A 17948-nucleotide genomic window follows, 5' to 3' on the forward strand; every position below is an offset into this window, starting at 1 on the left:
AGTCTCCTTCAGGCAGTCAACGCAGAATGTTCAGCCACTGCTCGCTCGACCCAGACATGGGCCTGACCGAGGTAATGGGCAGGGTTCAACAGATGATCCAGTTCAGCGGGCGTGAGCTCGCTGGTCACTTGCGGCTCGTCGCCGAGCACCGCGCGCAGATGACGTTGCTCGGCCACCGCACGTTTGCAGCATCGCTCGAGCAGATGATGCGCGGTGTCACGCCCCACCCGTTGGGCGAGAACGATGCTCACCGCTTCGGCAAGCACCAGGCCTTGAGTCAGGTCGAGGTTGCGGGCCATGCGATCGGCATCGACTTCCAGTCCGTCCGTCACCAGCAGCGCTTGCTTCAGGCTGCCGGACACCAGGCAGCAAATCTCCGGCAAGGTTTCCCACTCGGCATGCCACAGACCGAGGCTGCGCTCGTGTTCTTGAGGCATGGCGCTGAACAGGGTCGAGAGCAAACCGGGAACGCGCGTCGCGGCACCGATCAGCACCGCAGCGCCCACGGGATTGCGTTTGTGCGGCATGGTGGATGAACCGCCCTTGCCGGGTGCGGAAGGTTCGAACACTTCGCCCGCTTCGGTCTGCATCAACAGACTGATGTCGCGACCGAGTTTGCCAAGGCTGCCGGCGATCAGTCCGAGTACCGACCCGAACTCCACCAGGCGATCACGCTGGGTGTGCCAGGGTTGCTCGGGCAAGGTCAGTTGCAGTTCCCCGGCCAGTGCTTCGGCAACCGGCATCGCCTGTTCGCCAAGGGCCGCCAGGGTTCCGGAGGCGCCGCCGAATTGTAGCACCAGCAAACGTGGCTTGAGCTCACTTAGACGCTGACGGCTGCGGCTCACCGCGCCCAGCCAACCGGCGATTTTCATGCCGAGGGTGACCGGCGTCGCGTGCTGCAACCAGGTGCGTCCGGCCAGCGGCGTGGCGACGTAACGTAATGCCTGGGTGGCCAGGGTTTCGCCCAGTTGCGCCAAATCGCGTTCGATCAACGCCAGCGCCTGGCGCAGTTGCAACACCAGGCCGGTGTCCATCACGTCCTGACTGGTCGCGCCCAGATGCACGTAGCGTTCGGCTTCGGCATCGTCGCTCGCAACCTGTTTGCCCAGCGCTTTGACCAGCGGAATGGCCGAGTTTCCGGCCGTGGCAATGGCTTCAGCAAGGACGGCGAAATCGTATTGCTCGGCCCGACACGCAGCTTCGATAGGCGCAACAGCGGTGTGTGGAATCAAACCCACTCGCGCCTCAGCCCGAGCCAGTGCCGCTTCAAAATCGAGCATGGCCTGAACCCGGCCCTGATCGCAGAACACGTCACGCATATCGCGGGCAGTGAAATAGGCATCGAACAATTGATTGCCCGGTCGCTCGTTCATACAGAATCCCTGGAGGCGTGGGCCGGTCAGGCCCACGCGTAACGATCAAAGGTCGTGATGCAAATACGCGGCTTGTTTCGGCAGACGCAGACTAAACAGGAACGCCACCGCCATCATCACCGTGACGTACCAATAGAAGGAGTTTTCCATACCGGCGGCTTTGAGGCTCAGGGCCACGTATTCCGCCGAACCGCCGAAGATCGCGTTGGCCACCGCATACGCCAGGCCGACGCCCAATGCGCGCACTTGCGGCGGGAACATTTCGGCTTTCACCAGACCGCTGATGGAGGTGTAGAAACTCACGATCGCCAGCGCCACGGTAATCAGCACAAAGGCGAGGAACGGGCTGCTGATACTTTTCAGGCTCAGCAAAATAGGTACCGTGAACAAGGTGCCGAGGGCTCCGAACCAGAGCATCGAATTGCGTCGGCCGATCTTGTCCGCGAGCATGCCGAACAACGGCTGCATGCACATATAAAGGAACAGCGCGCCGGTCATGATGTAACTGGCGGTCTTGGCTTGCATGCCGACGGTGTTCACCAGGTACTTCTGCATATACGTCGTAAACGTGTAGAAAATCAGCGAGCCGCCGGCGGTGTAACCCAGCACGGTAATGAACGCGGCCTTATGATCGCGGAACAGCGCTCTAATGCTGCCGGCGTCTTTGTCTTCGCGCATTTCCTTGCTAGTGGTTTCTTTGAGCGTGCGACGCAGAAACAACGAAATCACCGCCGCCGCCGCACCGACCACGAACGGAATCCGCCAGCCATAGGCACGCAACTCGTCCTCGTTGAGGAACTGTTGCAGGATCACCACCAGCAACACGGCCAGCAACTGCCCGCCAATCAACGTCACGTACTGGAACGAGGCGAAGAAACCGCGCTGGCCCTTGAGGGCCACTTCACTCATGTAGGTCGCCGTGGTGCCGTATTCGCCACCCACCGACAAACCCTGAATCAAACGGGCGAACAGCAACATGATCGGCGCCCAGACCCCAATGCTGTTGTAGGTCGGCAGGCAGGCGACGAGCAACGAACCGAAGCACATCATCAGCACCGAAATCATCATCGAATTCTTGCGCCCGTGACGGTCGGCCACACGACCGAAGATCCAGCCGCCAATCGGTCGCATCAGAAACCCGGCGGCGAACACACCGGCAGTATTGACCAACTGCACGGTGGGGTTGTCGGACGGGAAAAAGGCAGGGGCGAAATAGATTGCGCTGAAGGCATAGACGTAGAAGTCGAACCATTCGACGAGGTTGCCGGACGAGGCGCCGACAATCGCGAAGATGCGTTTGCGGCGCTCTTCGCCCGTGTAATGAACCGGAGTAGCGGTGGTCGTTGTCATTGTTTTTCACTCAATGGGGACAGTGAGAGTCTAGACACACTTCGCAACAGTCCCGTTCCACTGTACCGAAACATCAAAAGATCGCAGCCTGCGGCAGCTCCTACATTGGAACGGCGTGCATCCTGTAGGAGCTGCCGCAGGCTGCGATCTTTTGACTTTAATAATCGAAGAACACCGTCTCCGCATCGGTCCCTTGCAGAATCACATTCCACTGATAAACACCCAATGCATCCTTCTTCGCCAGCAACGTAGTGCGACGGTCAGCCGGCACGCACTCCAGCAGCGGATCCGCCACGTTCGCCGGCTCCCCATCAAAGTAAATCCGCGTGAGCAAGTGCTTCACCAGCCCGCGAGCAAACACTAACACCACCAGATGCGGCGCCTGAGTGGTGCCCTTCAAGCCTTCCACCGTACCCGGCTTGATCGTGGTAAAGCGAAAGCGCCCTTCGGCATCCACCGGCACCCGGCCAAACCCTTCGAAGTTCGGGTCCAGGGGTTTGTCCTGATCGTCTTCCGGATGGTCGTACTTGCCGGCGGCGTTGGCCTGCCAGACTTCCAGCATCGCGTCGTTGACGACGTCGCCGTTGCCATCCACCACTTGCCCGGTGATTGCCACGCGTTCGCCGAGGGTGTGTTCGACGGTCAGGTTTTCGCGGTTCAGCCAGGTCAGGCCAATGTGGTAATACGGCCCGACGGTGTGGGACGTGGTCGCATTCAGCGTCATCTTATTTCTCCATCGGCGTGGCTTCGCGGCCGCGCAAGACGATGTCCCAGCGATAACCGAGGGCATAGGAAGGGATGGTTTTTTCCAGGTCGAAACTGGCGATCAAACGCTCTTTGGCGCGGGTATCGGGCACACAGTTGTAGATCGGGTCGTAGGCGAGCAACGGGTCCCCCGGGAAATACATCTGAGTGACCAGGCGCGTCAGAATACTCGGCCCGAACAGTGAGAAATGGATATGCGCCGGGCGCCACGCGTTGTGGTGGTTGCCCCACGGATAGGCGCCAGGCTTGATGGTCTGGAACTGATACCAGCCATCGGCGTCGGTTACGGTGCGACCGGTGCCGGTGAAGTTCGGGTCCAGCGGCGCGTCGTGCAAGTCGCGATCGTGGTTGTAACGACCGGCGGCGTTGGCCTGCCAGATCTCCACCAGAATCCCTGGCACCGGCAGACCGTTTTCATCCAGCACACGGCCATGAACGATGATCCGCTCACCTTGCGGCTGGCCCTTGTGCTGCGCGGTCAGGTCGTTGTCCTGCTCTTTAATACGTTCGGCGCCGATGGTCGGACCGGTAATTTCCGACAGCGAATGGGGCAAAAACACCAGCGGCTTGGACGGCGACCGACGGTTGGTCGATTGATAGGCCGGGTGCAGGTATTCCGGCTGAGTGCCCTCTTGCGGGCGACGGTAACCAGGCTTGTCAGTCATGAAACATTCCTCAGTTCTTATTAGTCGGCGCTGCTGATTTATCAGAGCAGGCGTCAGACGCGCTCGATTGCCAAGGCCAGGCCTTGGCCGACGCCGACGCACATGGTCGCCAGACCTTTCTTGCCACCGGTTTTTTCCAGCTGATGCAACGCGGTCAGCACCAGACGCGCACCGGTCATGCCCAACGGGTGGCCCAGGGCAATGGCGCCGCCGTTCGGGTTGACCTGCGCTGCGTCGTCCGCCAGTCCCAGTTCACGCAACACCGCCAAACCCTGGCTGGCGAACGCTTCATTGAGTTCGATCACGTCGAAATCGCTGACGGCCAGACCCAGGCGCTCGGTCAACTTGCGCACTGCCGGCACCGGACCAATGCCCATTACCCGTGGTGCGACACCGGCACTGGACATGCCCAGCACTTTGGCGCGAGCGGTAAGGCCGTGTTTCTTCACCGCTTCGGCCGACGCGAGAATCAACGCCGCCGCACCGTCGTTCACACCCGAAGAGTTGCCGGCTGTGACGGTTTTGTCGGGACCGTTGATTGGCTTGAGTTTGGCCAGGGCTTCCAGCGTGGTGTCGCCGCGTGGATGTTCGTCCTGACTGACGACCGTTTCACCCTTTTTGTGGGCAATCCGCACTTCGACGATTTCTTCGGCGAAAAATCCTGCGGCTTGGGCGGCGGCCGTCCGCTGCTGACTGCGCAGTGCGAAAGCGTCCTGATCCTCGCGGGAAACTTCGTAATCGTCAGCCACGTTGTCGCCGGTCTGCGGCATCGCATCCACACCGTACTGGGCTTTCATCAACGGATTGATGAAACGCCAACCGATCGTGGTGTCTTCCAGCTTCATGTTGCGCGAGAACGCCGCATCAGCCTTGCCCATCACGAACGGCGCACGGGACATCGACTCGACACCGCCGGCAATCGCCAGCTCCATTTCGCCACTGGCGATAGCGCGGAATGCGGTACCGATGGCATCCATACCCGAGGCGCAGAGACGATTGAGGGTCACGCCCGGAATGGTTTCGGGAAGACCTGCCAGCAGCAACGCCATGCGCGCCACGTTGCGATTGTCTTCGCCGGCCTGGTTGGCGCAGCCGAGGAACACCTCGTCCACCGCCGTCCAGTCCACCGACGGGTTGCGTTCCATCAGCGCCTTGATCGGCACGGCGGCCAGGTCGTCGGCGCGAACCGCCGACAAGCCACCGCCGAAACGGCCAATAGGGGTGCGAATCGCGTCGCAGATATAAACGTCACGCATCAGGCTTCTCCGGGGACTTGGCCATGGGCCGCAGCGGTGCGGGCCTCTAGATCACGCAGTGCCTTAAGCTCGACATCGGTCGGCTCGGCTGTGTTTTCAACGGTCTCGGCAAAACGAATCGCCCAACCGGTCGCCGCGATAACTTGCTCGCGGGTCACCCCCGGGTGCAGCGCGGTGACCACGAATTCATGGCTGCCGGCTTCCGGTTCCATGATGCACAGGTCGGTAATGATGCCGACCGGACCGGCACCCGGCAGCCCCAGACGCTTGCGCGAATCACCGCCCTCGCCATGGCCAACCGAGGTGATGAAGTCGAGTTTGTCGACAAACGAACGCGCCGACTGCTTGAGGATGATCAGAACGCTTTTGGCCGAGCCCGCAATCTCCGGCGCGCCACCGGCACCCGGCAAGCGGACTTTCGGCTGGTGATAGTCACCAACGACGGTGGTGTTGATGTTGCCGAAACGGTCGACTTGCGCGGCGCCCAGGAAGCCGACGTCAATGCGTCCGCCCTGCAGCCAGTAGCGAAAAATCTCACCGGTCGGGACCACGGTGTCAGCGGTTTCCGCCAGTTCACCGTCACCGATCGACAACGGCAGTACGCTCGGTTTGGCACCGATCGGACCCGATTCGTAGATCAGGACGACGTCTGGCGAGGACGTCAGCCGCGCCAGGTTGGCCGCTTTCGACGGCAGACCGATACCCACGAAGCACACCGAACCGTTCTTCAGACGGCGAGCGGCGGCGACGGTCATCATTTCATTGGTGGTGTAAGTCATTTCGTCACCTGCGAAGCGGCGGCCAGCTTGGCCTGGAACTCGCTGAAGTCAGCGCAGCCATGGATGTATTCGTTGATCCACGCGGTGAAGGTTTCGCGGTCGCGGGCAATCGGGTCCCAAGCCTGGTAGAAACGGTTGTCGCGCTCGTTGTAGCCGTGAGCGTAGGACGGATGCGCGCCGCCAGGGACGTGGCAGACCGCGCTCAAAGCCCAGGTCGGCAAAACACAGGAGTTCATCGGTGCATTGAGGTCATCGACGATTTCTTCGACGGTGACGATGCAACGCTTGGCGGCCAACGCGGCTTCTTTTTGCACGCCGAGAATGCCCCAGAGCAGCACGTTGCCTTTGCGGTCGGCTTTCTGCGCGTGAATTACGGTGATGTCCGGACGCACCGAAGGCACGGCTGCCAGCACTTCACCGGTGAACGGGCACGTGACCGTTTTGATCAGCGGATTGACTTTCGGCAGGTCGGAACCGGCGTAAGCACGCAGCACCGCGAACGGTAGCCCGGAAGCGCCAGCGACGTAGGCATTGGCCAGGTCGGCATGGCTGTGTTCTTCAATTTCCAGCGGATGCGGCCACTGCTTTTCAACGGCGTCACGCAGGCGGTGCAGCGAACCGACACCCGGGTTGCCGCCCCAGGAGAAAATCAGCTTGCGAGCGCAACCTGCACCGATCAACTGGTCGTAGATCAAGTCAGGCGTCATCCGCACCAGCGTCAGGTCTTTCTTGCCCTGGCGAATGATTTCGTGACCCGCCGCCGTAGGGATCAGGTGGGTGAAGCCTTCGAGCGCGACGGTATCGCCATCGTTTACGAATTGCTTCACCGCGTCGTGCAGCGAAAGGATTTCAGCCATGGGGCAGGCTCCCGTTTTGTTTTGAACCGACAGTGGATGAAAAAGGCGCGATGCGCAGCGCCGGAATGACTGAAGAGTAAGCCCCTGAAAAACGCCAAACAATCCGATAATCGACTGAGTGTTCGTTTATCGAACAGATTGTTGTCTGGCTATCGTTATGTGTCGCCCCAAAAAGATCGCAGCCTTCGGCAGCTCCCCTGTAGGAGCTGCCGCAGGCTGCGATCTTTTCTGCTTCACGCCGATTTCAATCCAGGTTCACGTCGCATCCGCATGGCTGACCATGCCCTTGATCACCACCGCCGTGGTCGCCAATGCCGCCGGGATCACCAGCGCCGTCAGCACTTGTTCAAAATTCCAGCCCAGCCCCAACAACGTCGCCCCCATCCACGCCCCCAGAATCGCGCCGAAACGACCAATCCCCAGCATCCACGACACACCGGTCGCCCGGCCCTGGGTTGGATAAAACCGTGCCGCCAGTGACGGCATTGCCGATTGCGCGCCGTTGACGCACATCCCGGCCACTAGTACCAAGGTCGCCAATAGCGTGATGTTGCCCAGGCTCTGCCCTACCGCGTAGGCAAACACCCCGGCCAACAGGTAGAACGTGCCAATCACCTTGTGCGGATTGAACCGGTCCATCGCCCAGCCCACGCCCACCGCGCTCAGCACGCCGCCAAACTGGAACAACGCGCCAATGAATGCCGCCTGTTCCATGCTCGCGCCACTGTCACGCATCAGGGTCGGCAGCCAACTGGTCAACAGGTAAACGATCACCAGGCCCATGAAGTAGGTGAGCCAGAGTAATAAGGTGCCGGTGCTGTAGGTGCCGGAGAAAATCACCGCAAATACATTGCGCGCTTTCACGGTTTTCTGTTCCGGTACGCTGAAGCTGGACGCCTGGGCCACAACGGTTGGATCGATCGGCGCCAGCGCCTTGCGCACTTTATCGGTGCCGCGATTGCGCACGACCAGGTAACGCGCCGATTCCGGCAGCCAGAGCAGCAAAACAATCGCCAGAATCAACGGCAGAATCCCACCGATGAGCAGCAGGCTATGCCAGCCAAACATCGGGATCAGTTTGGCCGAAATAAACCCGCCACCGGCCATACCCAGGTTGAAGCCGCAGAACATGCTGGTCACCAGCAGGGATTTTTTACGCTCCGGGGTGTATTCGGACAGCAGCGTCGTGGCGTTCGGCATGCCGGCGCCAAGGCCCAGGCCCGTGAGGAAACGCAGGACCAGCAACTGATCGACGTTGGTGCTGTAAGCCGAGGCCAGGCTGAAAGCACCGAACAACAGTACGGCGCTCACCAGGACGACTTTTCGTCCGAAGCGGTCAGCCAACGGGCCGGAACCCAGCGCACCGAAAACCATGCCGATCAACGCCGCACTCATGACCGGACCGAGACTGGCGCGATCGATGCCCCAATCTTGCGACAAGGCGGGGGCGATGAAGCCCATGGCCGCCGTATCGAGGCCATCCAGGAAGACAATCAGAAAACACAGGATCACCACTCGCCATTGGTAGCGCGAAATGGGTTGAGCATTGATGAAGGACTGCACGTCGAGGCAGCGACCCACAGCAGACTGAGGCTGGTTCATTATTTTTATTCCACGCAAGAACGCAGTCGGACAGAAGTCAGTCAAAACTGACACTGCCGCGACATTAGTGATCCAGGTGAAAGAGCGTCAATTCGCCAAACGCGAGTCTGTGCGATTATCGAACAGCTTAGGCGAAGAGCTGCGCGCTGAGGTCACGGCTGGCAGACAGAAGTCCGGGCAGAAAACGCTGCTCCAGTTCGCTGCGGCTGACCCGGCCGGCATGAGTGCTGACGTTTAGCGCCGCTACCACTTGACCGGAAGCGTCGTACACCGGAACGGCAATCGAGCGCAGGCCCTGTTCGAGTTCCTGATCGACAATGCACCAGCCTTGTTGCCGCACCTCTTGCAGGCATTCGAGTAACGCTTCGGGGGTGTGCAGCGTGCGACTGGTCTTGGCTTGCAGTTCCGCGTGGTCGAGGTACTCGCCCAGAGACGTGTCGTCCAGCGCTGCCAGAAGAATCCGGCCCATGGAAGTGCAATAGGCCGGCAAGCGGCCACCCACCGAGAGGTCGACCGAGATCAGGCGCTGGGTGGTCGCAGAACGGGCGATGTACAAAATGTCATCGCCTTCCAGCGTTGCCATATTACAGGCCTCGTGGAGTTGCTCGCTCATGCGGTCCAGGTACGGCTGCGCGGAGACCGCCAGGGGCGTTGAGGAGATATAGGCGTGGCCGAGCGTCAGCACTTTGGGCAGCAGCGAATACGTGCGCCCGTCGGTGGTGGCGTAACCAAGCTTGATCAATGTGTGCAGGCAACGTCTCACAGCGGCGCGGGGAATTTCCGTACGGTGGCTGATCTGGGCGATGGTCAGGTGCCGCTTGCGCTCCTGGAACGCTTGCACCACCGCCAGGCCACGGGCCAGGGACGTCATGAAGTCCGGGTCACCGGTCAACGCCTGGATCCGCTTGGCAGGTGAGGCGACGATCGGCGGCGCCACTGAAGCGAAGGAGTTGCGCATTTGATCGTTCATATAAGGTCCTTTTCCCACACGGGTCAGCGACTATTACAAGCGGCTACTGGCCTGACACACAACACCGAATAGTCAAGACTGGGCGATTATCGAACCATCGACCGATAATCGCAACCCACCTTGCCCAAAGCGAGCCCAGGTTTAGCGGCTCCGCTCACCGGATTCGCTAAATCTTTTCCCACTTGCCTGGATGAGAACTTAAAGGAGCGATGTTATGGCCCAAGTTGTGAGATTGATTGGCGCCAGAAAGACAGCATTGCAAAGTGGCTTCACTGTGCAACCTAGTTAGCCGTAAAAGTTGCGGTTCACAAAACAATCACACATCAAGATCAACTTTTAACTCTTTGGAGATAGTGTTCTTCGAATCGACCGCTATAATACAAATCAGTGGCCCCGGTTTTTTTAGTGCCGATTCCGCCACCCGGCAGCACGATGTCCCATCGTTGCTGCTCGCAGCAAGCGCCTGACGCTCATTTCATATGCTCCGCCATCGCGCTCGCTGAAACAGGAAACTGATGCTGCGTCAGCTGTTTATCTCTGGTGTCGTGGCCGCCTGCAACATGGAAGTATTGATTACACTGCCGAAAAATGTTGCCCTTACGGGCTTTGTCCTTTCGACGAGCGTGGTCAATAGATTTGATGCAGCGCGTTTCACCAGAATTAATCTCAACTCAATCAGGTAGCACTGTGACGAAAGACGAACTGCGCGCGGAACTTGAGCGCCAGGAACAACGTTACAAGGAAGTTTACGGCGGGGAAGTCACCACCTACGCCGCTCAGCCCGAACCGGAACGCAAACCCTGGCGTAAACGCGCCACTGTTCAGGATCAGGCTTTTACCCAGGAATTGCAGAAGATGGAAAAGGAACTCAAAGCCGAAGAGCCTTGACCGCTTCGGCCTGAATCCTTTCAAGGGTCTGCGTCGGCACCTGTTAAAAGCAGGAGTATAACGACTATGCCTTTCGCGCCCGCTACGAGCGGGCAGCGGCCACCTCATTCATCGAATGAGGTAAATGGTTGATGTCCGACCCTCTTCTCAGATATTTCACACAAGCGTTAAAGACACTCGCACCCATGAGAGAAACCCTTGTGCCTGCGGTCTTTCCAACTGAATTCAATGACTTGCAAAGCCCGCAAAAAACCTCGGGTTTAGGCGGTCGCCACAAATTAATTCGTTGAAGAATGTTACCGACGAGCAGCAAGTGCATCGATTTCCAGTCTTTTCTGGCATAATCGCGCCCCCTTACGACCGGGTCAGAAAACCTTCATGATCGATTTATTCAGCGGACTGGATGCTTGGGTGCTTGTGAGCCTCTTGCTCGCCCTGGCCTTTGTCCTCGCCTTCGAGTTCATCAACGGCTTTCATGACACCGCTAACGCGGTTGCCACTGTTATCTACACCAAAGCCATGCCGCCTCATCTGGCCGTGTTCTTTTCCGGTGTGTTCAACTTTCTCGGCGTGCTGCTGGGCGGTGTTGGCGTGGCGTATGCCATCGTTCACCTGCTGCCGGTAGAGTTGCTGATCAATGTGAACACCGGTCACGGGCTGGCCATGGTGTTCTCGTTGCTTGCCGCCGCTATTACCTGGAACCTGGGCACCTGGTACTTCGGCATCCCGGCTTCCAGCTCCCACACCTTGATCGGTTCGATTCTCGGTGTCGGCCTGGCCAATGCCTTGATCAACGACATCCCGTTGGCCGATGGTGTGAACTGGCAGAAAGCGATCGACATCGGTGCTTCCCTGGTGTTCTCGCCGATGGCCGGTTTCCTTGTTGCCGCGTTGGTGCTGATCGGCCTTAAATGGTGGCGCCCATTGTCCAAGATGCACAAGACGCCAGACCAGCGTCGCAAGCTCGACGACAAGAAGCACCCGCCGTTCTGGAATCGCCTGGTGCTGGTGATCTCGGCCATGGCCGTGAGCTTCGTGCACGGTTCCAATGACGGCCAGAAGGGTATTGGCCTGATCATGCTGGTCCTGATCGGTATTGTGCCGGCGCAGTTCGTACTTGACCTGAGCAGCACGACTTACCAGATCGAACGGACTCGCGACGCAACCCTGCACCTGAGTCAGTTCTACAAGCGCAATGCCGACACCCTGGGTGAATTCCTGGCGCTGGGCAAAAGCGTGGAGGGCGATTTGCCGGAGAAATTCCGTTGCAACCCGCAACAGACCGAACCAACCATCAGCGCCCTGCTCGATACCCTCAAGGGTGTAGCCGACTACCACTCGCTGCCGTCGGAAAGCCGCATCGAAGTGCGTCGCTACCTGCTTTGCCTGGACGACACCGCGAAGAAAGTCAGCAAATTGCCTACCCTGGCAGCCCGTGAAAAGTCTGACCTGGACAAACTGCGCAAAGATCTGACCACCACCACCGAGTACGCCCCGTTCTGGGTGATTCTGGCGGTCGCCCTGGCACTCGGCCTGGGCACCATGGTTGGCTGGAAGCGCGTGGTACTGACTATCGGCGAGAAGATCGGCAAGCAAGGCATGACGTACGCACAAGGCATGTCGGCCCAGATCACCACCGCGGGCATGATCGGCCTGGCCAACATCTTCAGCCTGCCGGTGTCCACCACCCACGTCCTGTCTTCGGGCGTGGCCGGCACCATGGTTGCCAACAAAAGCGGCCTGCAAGGCGGCATGGTGAAAACCATCCTGCTGGCCTGGGTCCTGACCTTGCCAGCGACAGTGGCCCTGTCGGCCGGCCTGTTCTGGCTGGCATCGAAGGCATTGGGCAGCTGATACGTAGCTTGTCTAGTCCTGAAATAGGTTTACACCTGTTTCACCCCAACGCCCGATGCATCGCATCGGGCGTTTTGTATTTCAACGACAGGTGCGGACGCTCGCGGTTGTAGATCGATACCGACTCGCTCACCATTTTCTTCGCCTGCGTTAAATCCTGTGGTCGCTGGAGCAAAAGCTCCGTCTTCAATATCCCGTTGACCCGCTCTGCCAGGGCGTTTTGATAACAGTCGTAGCCGTCCGTCATCGAACACCTGATGCCGTGTTTTGCGTGCAGTTCCTGGTACATTCCCGAGCAATACTGGCTGCCTCTGTCCGAGTGATGAACCAGTGGCTGCTCCGTTCGACGGTGCTTCACCGCCCGGCGCAGCGCCTGCGCGACCGACTCGGTGTGCAGGCTTTCATGGACGTGATAGCCCACGATCTTTCGCGAAAAAGCATCCGTCACAAGGCTCAGATAGGCCACGCCTTCCTGAGTGGGCAGATAGGTGATGTCAGCCACCCAGACCTGTTCCGGGCCGCTGGGAACAACCTGTTCAGGCCCCGGTTTGAGCAGGTTCGGATGGCGTCGAAAGCGATGATGACTGTCGGTTGTCTTGTGATACGCCCGCTTACGGGCTACCAATAAACGCCGTTCGCGCAGAATCGAAAACAGGCGATCTCGCCCTACTTGCAGCTCAAGCAGTGGCTGACATTGCAGCAGGTAATGCAGCTTTCTAGTGCCCAACCGCGGCTGCCGCAGGCGCTTTTGCTGAACGAAATCGGCAACTTTCTGATCCAGAATCAGACGAGCAGCATCGGCGCGATTGCGTTTGTAGTAAGCCTGTCGGCTTATCCCCATGAACTGGCAAGCCCTGCTGATGCTCAGGTTTTGGATTCGTTTTTGCGCGAGGACTTGCCGGGACGCTTTTTTACGACAGAGAGACCGTAGTCATTTTTCAAGACGTCCACGACGGCCTCGAAAAACTGCGCTTTCTGATTGGACAGCGCCAACTGCTCTTCAAGCTCTTTGATGCGCTGCTCTGGCGTTAATGGTCGGTTTTTGTCGGGCATAGACCCCATCCTCGGCGAGCCAATGTAGGTGCCGGGGCTCCAATCTTGACGACCGTGCTTGCGTAACCATGTCAGAACGGTCGTTTTGCCTTGAATCCCGTAGCGCTCCTGAGCCTCTTTATAACTCAGCTCGCCTTTTTCGACCTGGTCGACGACCGACAATTTAAAGGTCAGCGTGTAGTCTCGCTGACTACGCCTTTTTGCGGATTCCATTACGTCCTCCTGAAAAACAGATCAGAAGGTGTAAACCTTATTCAGGACGGGACAGCTGCAATAAAAAAAGGCGCGTTCCGTGAGGTTCGCGCCTTTTTTATGGCTTTCTTTCAAACAACCCCCAAATCCTCTGTAGGAGCGAGCTTGCTCCGGGCGGCGTTCCGACGATGGTGTATCAGACATATTGATGTCGACTGACACACCATCGCGAGCAAGCTCGCTCCTACAGAGGATTTGCGTACGCCGATAGTTATTCGCAAACAAAAAAAGGGCAACCGAAGTTGCCCAAAATGCCTTGCGTGCTCATTACACCCAGAAAGAACTACGGTTTGCGCTTATGCGAATCCTTCCAGATAAAAAATCCAAAACCTGCAAAAAACAGAACCATGAGGCTGACGGTCAGCACTCCGGCGATCACCACGTTATCGAAAAACATAACTAGCCTCCTGCACTTGCCCTGTTGCGATAGGGCTAAGTTAACCAATCAGGCAGGAGAAAAAATTGACCGGGGTCAATGTCGCCCGGGAATGGGCTTATAAGGAGGGAAATAACTGACCAGCATCAACCGATGCCGGGTGCTTCAACGCTTTTTCGGTTTGTTTTTCGGTTTTTTCTTTGCTTTACCCAACGGCATGGCCTGCTCGAATGCCTGGCGTACTTCATTCAGGCGCTTTTCATTGAGGTCATGAACCCGCTTGGCGCGTTCAGAATTGAGGTCGATCAGCTTGTCGTCTTGGCTCATGGTACTCAGTACATCGTTTGGCAGGTTTGTCGCAATAATGCAGTCTGACGGCAGCGCTGACCAGCCGCCACCTCAAATCTGAATATCGACCCACAACCCCTGACGCGGTTGATCTTCCATCAGCGGCGCCACCGGCACGGTATTGTCGGCATTCAATTCATCACCGGGGATCGCCAGGTGTTCCTCCGGATCGTCATCGGCTTCACGACGCCGCCGCTCCCGCTGCTGCTGGCGGCGCTGTTCTTCGCGCAGCTGAAACGCCGCTTCTTCCGGATCGCGCTGTTGCAGGTCGATGGTGCTTTCGCTGGAACTTTCCTGCATCGGTGCCACCGGCGGAATATCCGGGCGCGGGCGGACCGGGTCATGTTGGGAAGTGATCGGAACGGCACTCAAGGGCAGCATCGGTAACAGCATATTTTTGGTTCTCCTGTCAGCAGGCTGTCGGCTGTAGAGATAGCGACTTGAGCCATCGGTCGCAAACTGTGACCGGGTGCACACTGTAGGTGTAGGAGCGAGCTCGCTCGCGAAGAACGTCAGGGCACCGCGTACACCCAGGCAGCCCTCGTCATCGTTAACGTGCTTCGCGAGCGAGCTCGCTCCTACACGAGTAATCCTTTGGCCCTGAAGCCCTCATTCCGTTAAGATAGCCCGCTTTTTCAAGGTGGGAGTCAGGCAGCATGGCGCAGCAGTATCAACCGGGGCAACGCTGGATCAGTGACAGCGAAGCCGAGCTGGGTTTGGGCACCGTTCTGGCACAGGACGGCCGCTTGTTGACCGTGCTCTATCCGGCCACTGGCGACACTCGCCAGTACGCGCTGCGGAATGCGCCCCTCACCCGCGTGCGGTTTTCGCCGGGTGACTCGATCACTCACTTCGAAGGCTGGAAACTGACCGTACAGGAAGTCGACGACGTCGACGGCCTGCTGGTCTACCACGGCCTCAACGCGCAAAACGAAGTGGTGACCCTGCCGGAAACCCAACTGTCGAACTTCATTCAGTTCCGGCTGGCCAGTGACCGACTGTTTGCCGGCCAGATCGACCCGCTGGCCTGGTTCTCCCTGCGTTATCACACGCTTGAGCACACCAGCCGCCAGTTGCAGTCCTCGCTGTGGGGCCTGGGCGGCGTGCGTGCGCAACCGATCGCGCACCAGTTACACATTGCCCGTGAAGTCGCCGACCGCATTGCCCCACGGGTTTTGCTGGCTGACGAAGTGGGCCTGGGTAAAACCATCGAAGCCGGCCTGATCATCCACCGCCAACTGCTCTCAGGCCGCGCCAACCGCGTGCTGATCCTGGTTCCGGAGAACCTTCAGCACCAATGGCTGGTGGAGATGCGCCGCCGCTTCAACCTGCAAGTCGCGTTGTTCGACGAAGAACGCTTTATCGAAAGCGATGCCGCCAACCCGTTCGAAGACACTCAGCTCGCGCTGGTTGCACTGGAATGGCTGGTGGACGACGAGAAGGCCCAGGACGCGCTGTTCGCCGCCGGTTGGGATTTGCTGGTCGTCGACGAAGCGCACCATCTGGTGTGGCACGAAGACAAGGCCAGCCCTGAGTACTCGCTGGTCGAGCAACTGGCCGAAGTCATTCCAGGCGTATTGCTGCTGACCGCAACCCCGGAACAACTGGGTCAGGACAGCCACTTCGCCCGTCTGCGCCTGCTCGATCCGAACCGTTTCCATGACCTGCACGCCTTCCGCGCCGAGAGCGAAAACTATCGCCCGGTGGCCGAAGCCGTTCAGGAGCTGCTTGACAAAGGGCGCCTGTCGCCTGAAGCGCACAAGACCATTCACGGCTTCCTCGGCAACGAAGGCGAAGCCTTGCTGAGCGCCGTGAACGATGGCGACACCGAAGCCAGTGCCCGCCTGGTCCGCGAATTGCTCGACCGCCACGGCACCGGCCGCGTGTTGTTCCGCAACACCCGCGCTGCCGTGCAGGGTTTCCCGGAGCGCAAACTGCACCCGTACCCGCTGCCATGCCCGGACGAATACCTCGAACTGCCGCTGGGCGATCACGCCGAGCTGTACCCGGAAGTCAGCTTCCAGGCCCAGCCGGACGCCAACGAAGAGGAGCGCTGGTGGAAATTCGATCCGCGCGTCGAGTGGCTGATCGACACGCTGAAGATGCTCAAGCGCACCAAAGTGCTGGTGATCTGCGCCCACGCTGAAACCGCCATGGACCTGGAAGATGCCCTGCGCGTGCGTTCCGGCATTCCAGCCACGGTGTTCCACGAAGGCATGAACATCCTCGAGCGCGACCGCGCCGCCGCATACTTCGCCGACGAAGAATTTGGCGCGCAAGTACTGATCTGCTCGGAAATCGGCAGTGAAGGTCGCAACTTCCAGTTCTCGCACCACCTGGTGCTGTTCGACCTGCCCTCCCACCCGGACCTGCTCGAGCAGCGTATCGGTCGTCTGGACCGGATCGGCCAGAAACACATCATCGAACTGCATGTGCCGTACCTGGAAACCAGCCCGCAACAGCGGCTGTTCCAGTGGTATCACGAAGCGTTGAACGCATTCCTTAACACCTGCCCGACCGGCAACGCCTTGCAGCATCAGTTCGGCCCGCGCCTGCTGCCGCTGCTGGAAAACGCCGACGACGGCGAGTGGCAAGCGCTGATCGACGAAGCCCGCGCCGAGCGTGAGCGTCTGGAAGCCGAGCTGCACACCGGCCGTGACCGCTTGCTGGAGCTCAACTCCGGCGGCGCTGGCGAAGGTGATGCGCTGGTCGAGGACATTCTCGAGCAAGACGACCAGTTTGCACTGCCGATCTACATGGAAACCCTGTTCGACGCCTTCGGCATCGACAGCGAAGACCATTCGGAAAACGCGCTGATCCTCAAGCCGAGCGAAAAAATGCTCGACGCCAGCTTCCCGCTGGGCGACGACGAAGGCGTGACCATCACCTACGACCGCAACCAGGCGCTGTCTCGCGAAGACATGCAATTCATCACCTGGGAACACCCGATGGTTCAAGGCGGCATGGACCTGGTCTTGTCCGGCTCGATGGGCAACACCGCCGTGGCGCTGATCAAGAACAAGGCACTGAAGCCCGGCACGGTGTTGCTGGAACTGCTCTACGTCAGCGAAGTGGTTGCCCCGCGTTCGCTGCAACTGGGCCGTTACCTGCCACCGGCGGCCCTGCGCTGCCTGCTCGATGCCAACGGCAATGACTTGTCGGCCCGGGTGTCGTTCGAAACGTTGAACGATCAACTGGAAAGCGTGCCTCGCGCCAGTGCCAACAAGTTCATCCAGGCCCAGCGCGATCAGCTGACACCTCGAATCAATGCCGGCGAAGACAAGATCTTCCCGCGGCACGCCGAACGCGTTGCCGAGGCACAGCGTCGCCTGGCAGCCGATACCGACGAAGAGCTGGCGCGCCTGACCGCGTTGCAAGCGGTCAACCCGACCGTACGCGACAGCGAACTGGTTGCCCTGCGCAAACAGCGCGAGCAAGGTTTGGCCATGCTCGACAAGGCGGCGCTGCGACTGGAAGCGATTCGGGTGTTGGTGGCGGGTTAATCGCCCCTGCTCCACCCCGCTAAAACAAAAGGCCCGCAGCGATGCGGGCCTTTTTTG

General features: G+C 59.3%; 16 protein-coding genes and 1 pseudogene. 4 read left to right on the forward strand and 13 right to left on the reverse strand.

Going from position 1 to position 17948, the window contains the following annotated elements; all coding sequences use genetic code 11:
• Window positions 1-8 precede the first annotated feature (8 nt).
• The 9 genes from JFU37_RS06240 to pcaR all read right to left on the reverse strand — a co-directional run bounded on the left by JFU37_RS06240 (window position 9) and on the right by pcaR (window position 9617).
• Window positions 9-1373: a 3-carboxy-cis,cis-muconate cycloisomerase gene (locus JFU37_RS06240; RefSeq protein WP_201114119.1), complete on the reverse strand. Its 1365-nt coding sequence runs from the start codon at window positions 1371-1373 to the stop codon at window positions 9-11.
• Between the two features lie 45 nt (window positions 1374-1418).
• Window positions 1419-2723 carry an MFS family transporter gene (locus JFU37_RS06245; RefSeq protein WP_201114121.1) on the reverse strand — a complete coding sequence of 435 codons (1305 nt, stop codon included), beginning with the start codon at window positions 2721-2723 and terminating at the stop codon, window positions 1419-1421.
• 157 nt (window positions 2724-2880) lie between these two features.
• Window positions 2881-3447, reverse strand: a complete 567-nt coding sequence (gene pcaG, locus JFU37_RS06250) for a protocatechuate 3,4-dioxygenase subunit alpha (protein WP_201114123.1) — start codon at window positions 3445-3447, stop codon at window positions 2881-2883.
• 1 nt (window position 3448) lies between these two features.
• Window positions 3449-4153 carry a protocatechuate 3,4-dioxygenase subunit beta gene (gene pcaH / locus JFU37_RS06255; protein WP_201114125.1) on the reverse strand — a complete coding sequence of 235 codons (705 nt, stop codon included), beginning with the start codon at window positions 4151-4153 and terminating at the stop codon, window positions 3449-3451.
• A 53-nt stretch (window positions 4154-4206) separates the two neighbouring features.
• Window positions 4207-5412 (reverse strand): 3-oxoadipyl-CoA thiolase, encoded by a 1206-nt coding sequence (gene pcaF, locus JFU37_RS06260; RefSeq protein WP_201116427.1) that lies wholly within the window; start codon window positions 5410-5412, stop codon window positions 4207-4209.
• Window positions 5409-6188: a CoA-transferase subunit beta gene (locus tag JFU37_RS06265; protein ID WP_201114127.1), complete on the reverse strand. Its 780-nt coding sequence runs from the start codon at window positions 6186-6188 to the stop codon at window positions 5409-5411. The genes pcaF and JFU37_RS06265 overlap by 4 nt, the downstream gene beginning before the upstream one ends.
• Complete coding sequence (locus tag JFU37_RS06270; RefSeq protein ID WP_201114129.1) at window positions 6185-7045, reverse strand: CoA transferase subunit A; 861 nt, start codon at window positions 7043-7045, stop codon at window positions 6185-6187. The genes JFU37_RS06265 and JFU37_RS06270 overlap by 4 nt, the downstream gene beginning before the upstream one ends.
• Before the next feature lie 255 nt (window positions 7046-7300).
• On the reverse strand, window positions 7301-8647 hold the full coding sequence (locus tag JFU37_RS06275) for an MFS transporter (RefSeq protein WP_201114131.1): 1347 nt from the start codon (window positions 8645-8647) through the stop codon (window positions 7301-7303).
• A gap of 127 nt (window positions 8648-8774) precedes the next feature.
• Window positions 8775-9617 (reverse strand): pca regulon transcriptional regulator PcaR, encoded by an 843-nt coding sequence (gene pcaR / locus JFU37_RS06280; protein WP_201114132.1) that lies wholly within the window; start codon window positions 9615-9617, stop codon window positions 8775-8777.
• Window positions 9618-10132: 515 nt separating this feature from the next.
• On the opposite strand from pcaR, the gene JFU37_RS06285 reads away from it, so the two are divergent.
• From JFU37_RS06285 to JFU37_RS06295, 3 genes are all read left to right on the forward strand, one after another.
• Complete coding sequence (locus JFU37_RS06285; protein ID WP_201114135.1) at window positions 10133-10300, forward strand: hypothetical protein; 168 nt, start codon at window positions 10133-10135, stop codon at window positions 10298-10300.
• Between the two features lie 4 nt (window positions 10301-10304).
• The gene (locus JFU37_RS06290) at window positions 10305-10505 is read left to right on the forward strand and encodes a hypothetical protein (RefSeq protein WP_007935837.1); all 201 of its coding nucleotides are present in this window, start codon (window positions 10305-10307) and stop codon (window positions 10503-10505) included.
• 378 nt (window positions 10506-10883) lie between these two features.
• On the forward strand, window positions 10884-12359 hold the full coding sequence (locus tag JFU37_RS06295) for an inorganic phosphate transporter (RefSeq protein ID WP_201114137.1): 1476 nt from the start codon (window positions 10884-10886) through the stop codon (window positions 12357-12359).
• Window positions 12360-12371: 12 nt separating this feature from the next.
• Here the strand turns inward: JFU37_RS06295 and JFU37_RS06300 are convergent.
• The 4 genes and pseudogenes from JFU37_RS06300 to JFU37_RS06310 form a co-directional block, all read right to left on the reverse strand.
• A pseudogene (locus JFU37_RS06300) lies at window positions 12372-13625 on the reverse strand (IS3 family transposase).
• 322 nt (window positions 13626-13947) lie between these two features.
• Window positions 13948-14061, reverse strand: a complete 114-nt coding sequence (ccoM, locus tag JFU37_RS31115) for a cytochrome c oxidase subunit CcoM (RefSeq protein ID WP_342214916.1) — start codon at window positions 14059-14061, stop codon at window positions 13948-13950.
• Between the two features lie 144 nt (window positions 14062-14205).
• A complete protein-coding gene (locus JFU37_RS06305) occupies window positions 14206-14367 on the reverse strand; it encodes a hypothetical protein (protein ID WP_007935839.1) in 162 nt (53 codons plus the stop codon).
• Window positions 14368-14439: 72 nt separating this feature from the next.
• Complete coding sequence (locus JFU37_RS06310; RefSeq protein ID WP_201114140.1) at window positions 14440-14781, reverse strand: aspartate-semialdehyde dehydrogenase; 342 nt, start codon at window positions 14779-14781, stop codon at window positions 14440-14442.
• 263 nt (window positions 14782-15044) lie between these two features.
• On the opposite strand from JFU37_RS06310, the gene rapA reads away from it, so the two are divergent.
• Window positions 15045-17891 carry an RNA polymerase-associated protein RapA gene (rapA, locus tag JFU37_RS06315; protein WP_201114142.1) on the forward strand — a complete coding sequence of 949 codons (2847 nt, stop codon included), beginning with the start codon at window positions 15045-15047 and terminating at the stop codon, window positions 17889-17891.
• The last annotated feature ends 57 nt before the right edge of the window (window positions 17892-17948 follow it).

Source organism: Pseudomonas sp. TH41, assembly GCF_016650695.1.
In the GTDB taxonomy this organism is placed as follows: Bacteria; Pseudomonadota; Gammaproteobacteria; order Pseudomonadales; family Pseudomonadaceae; genus Aquipseudomonas.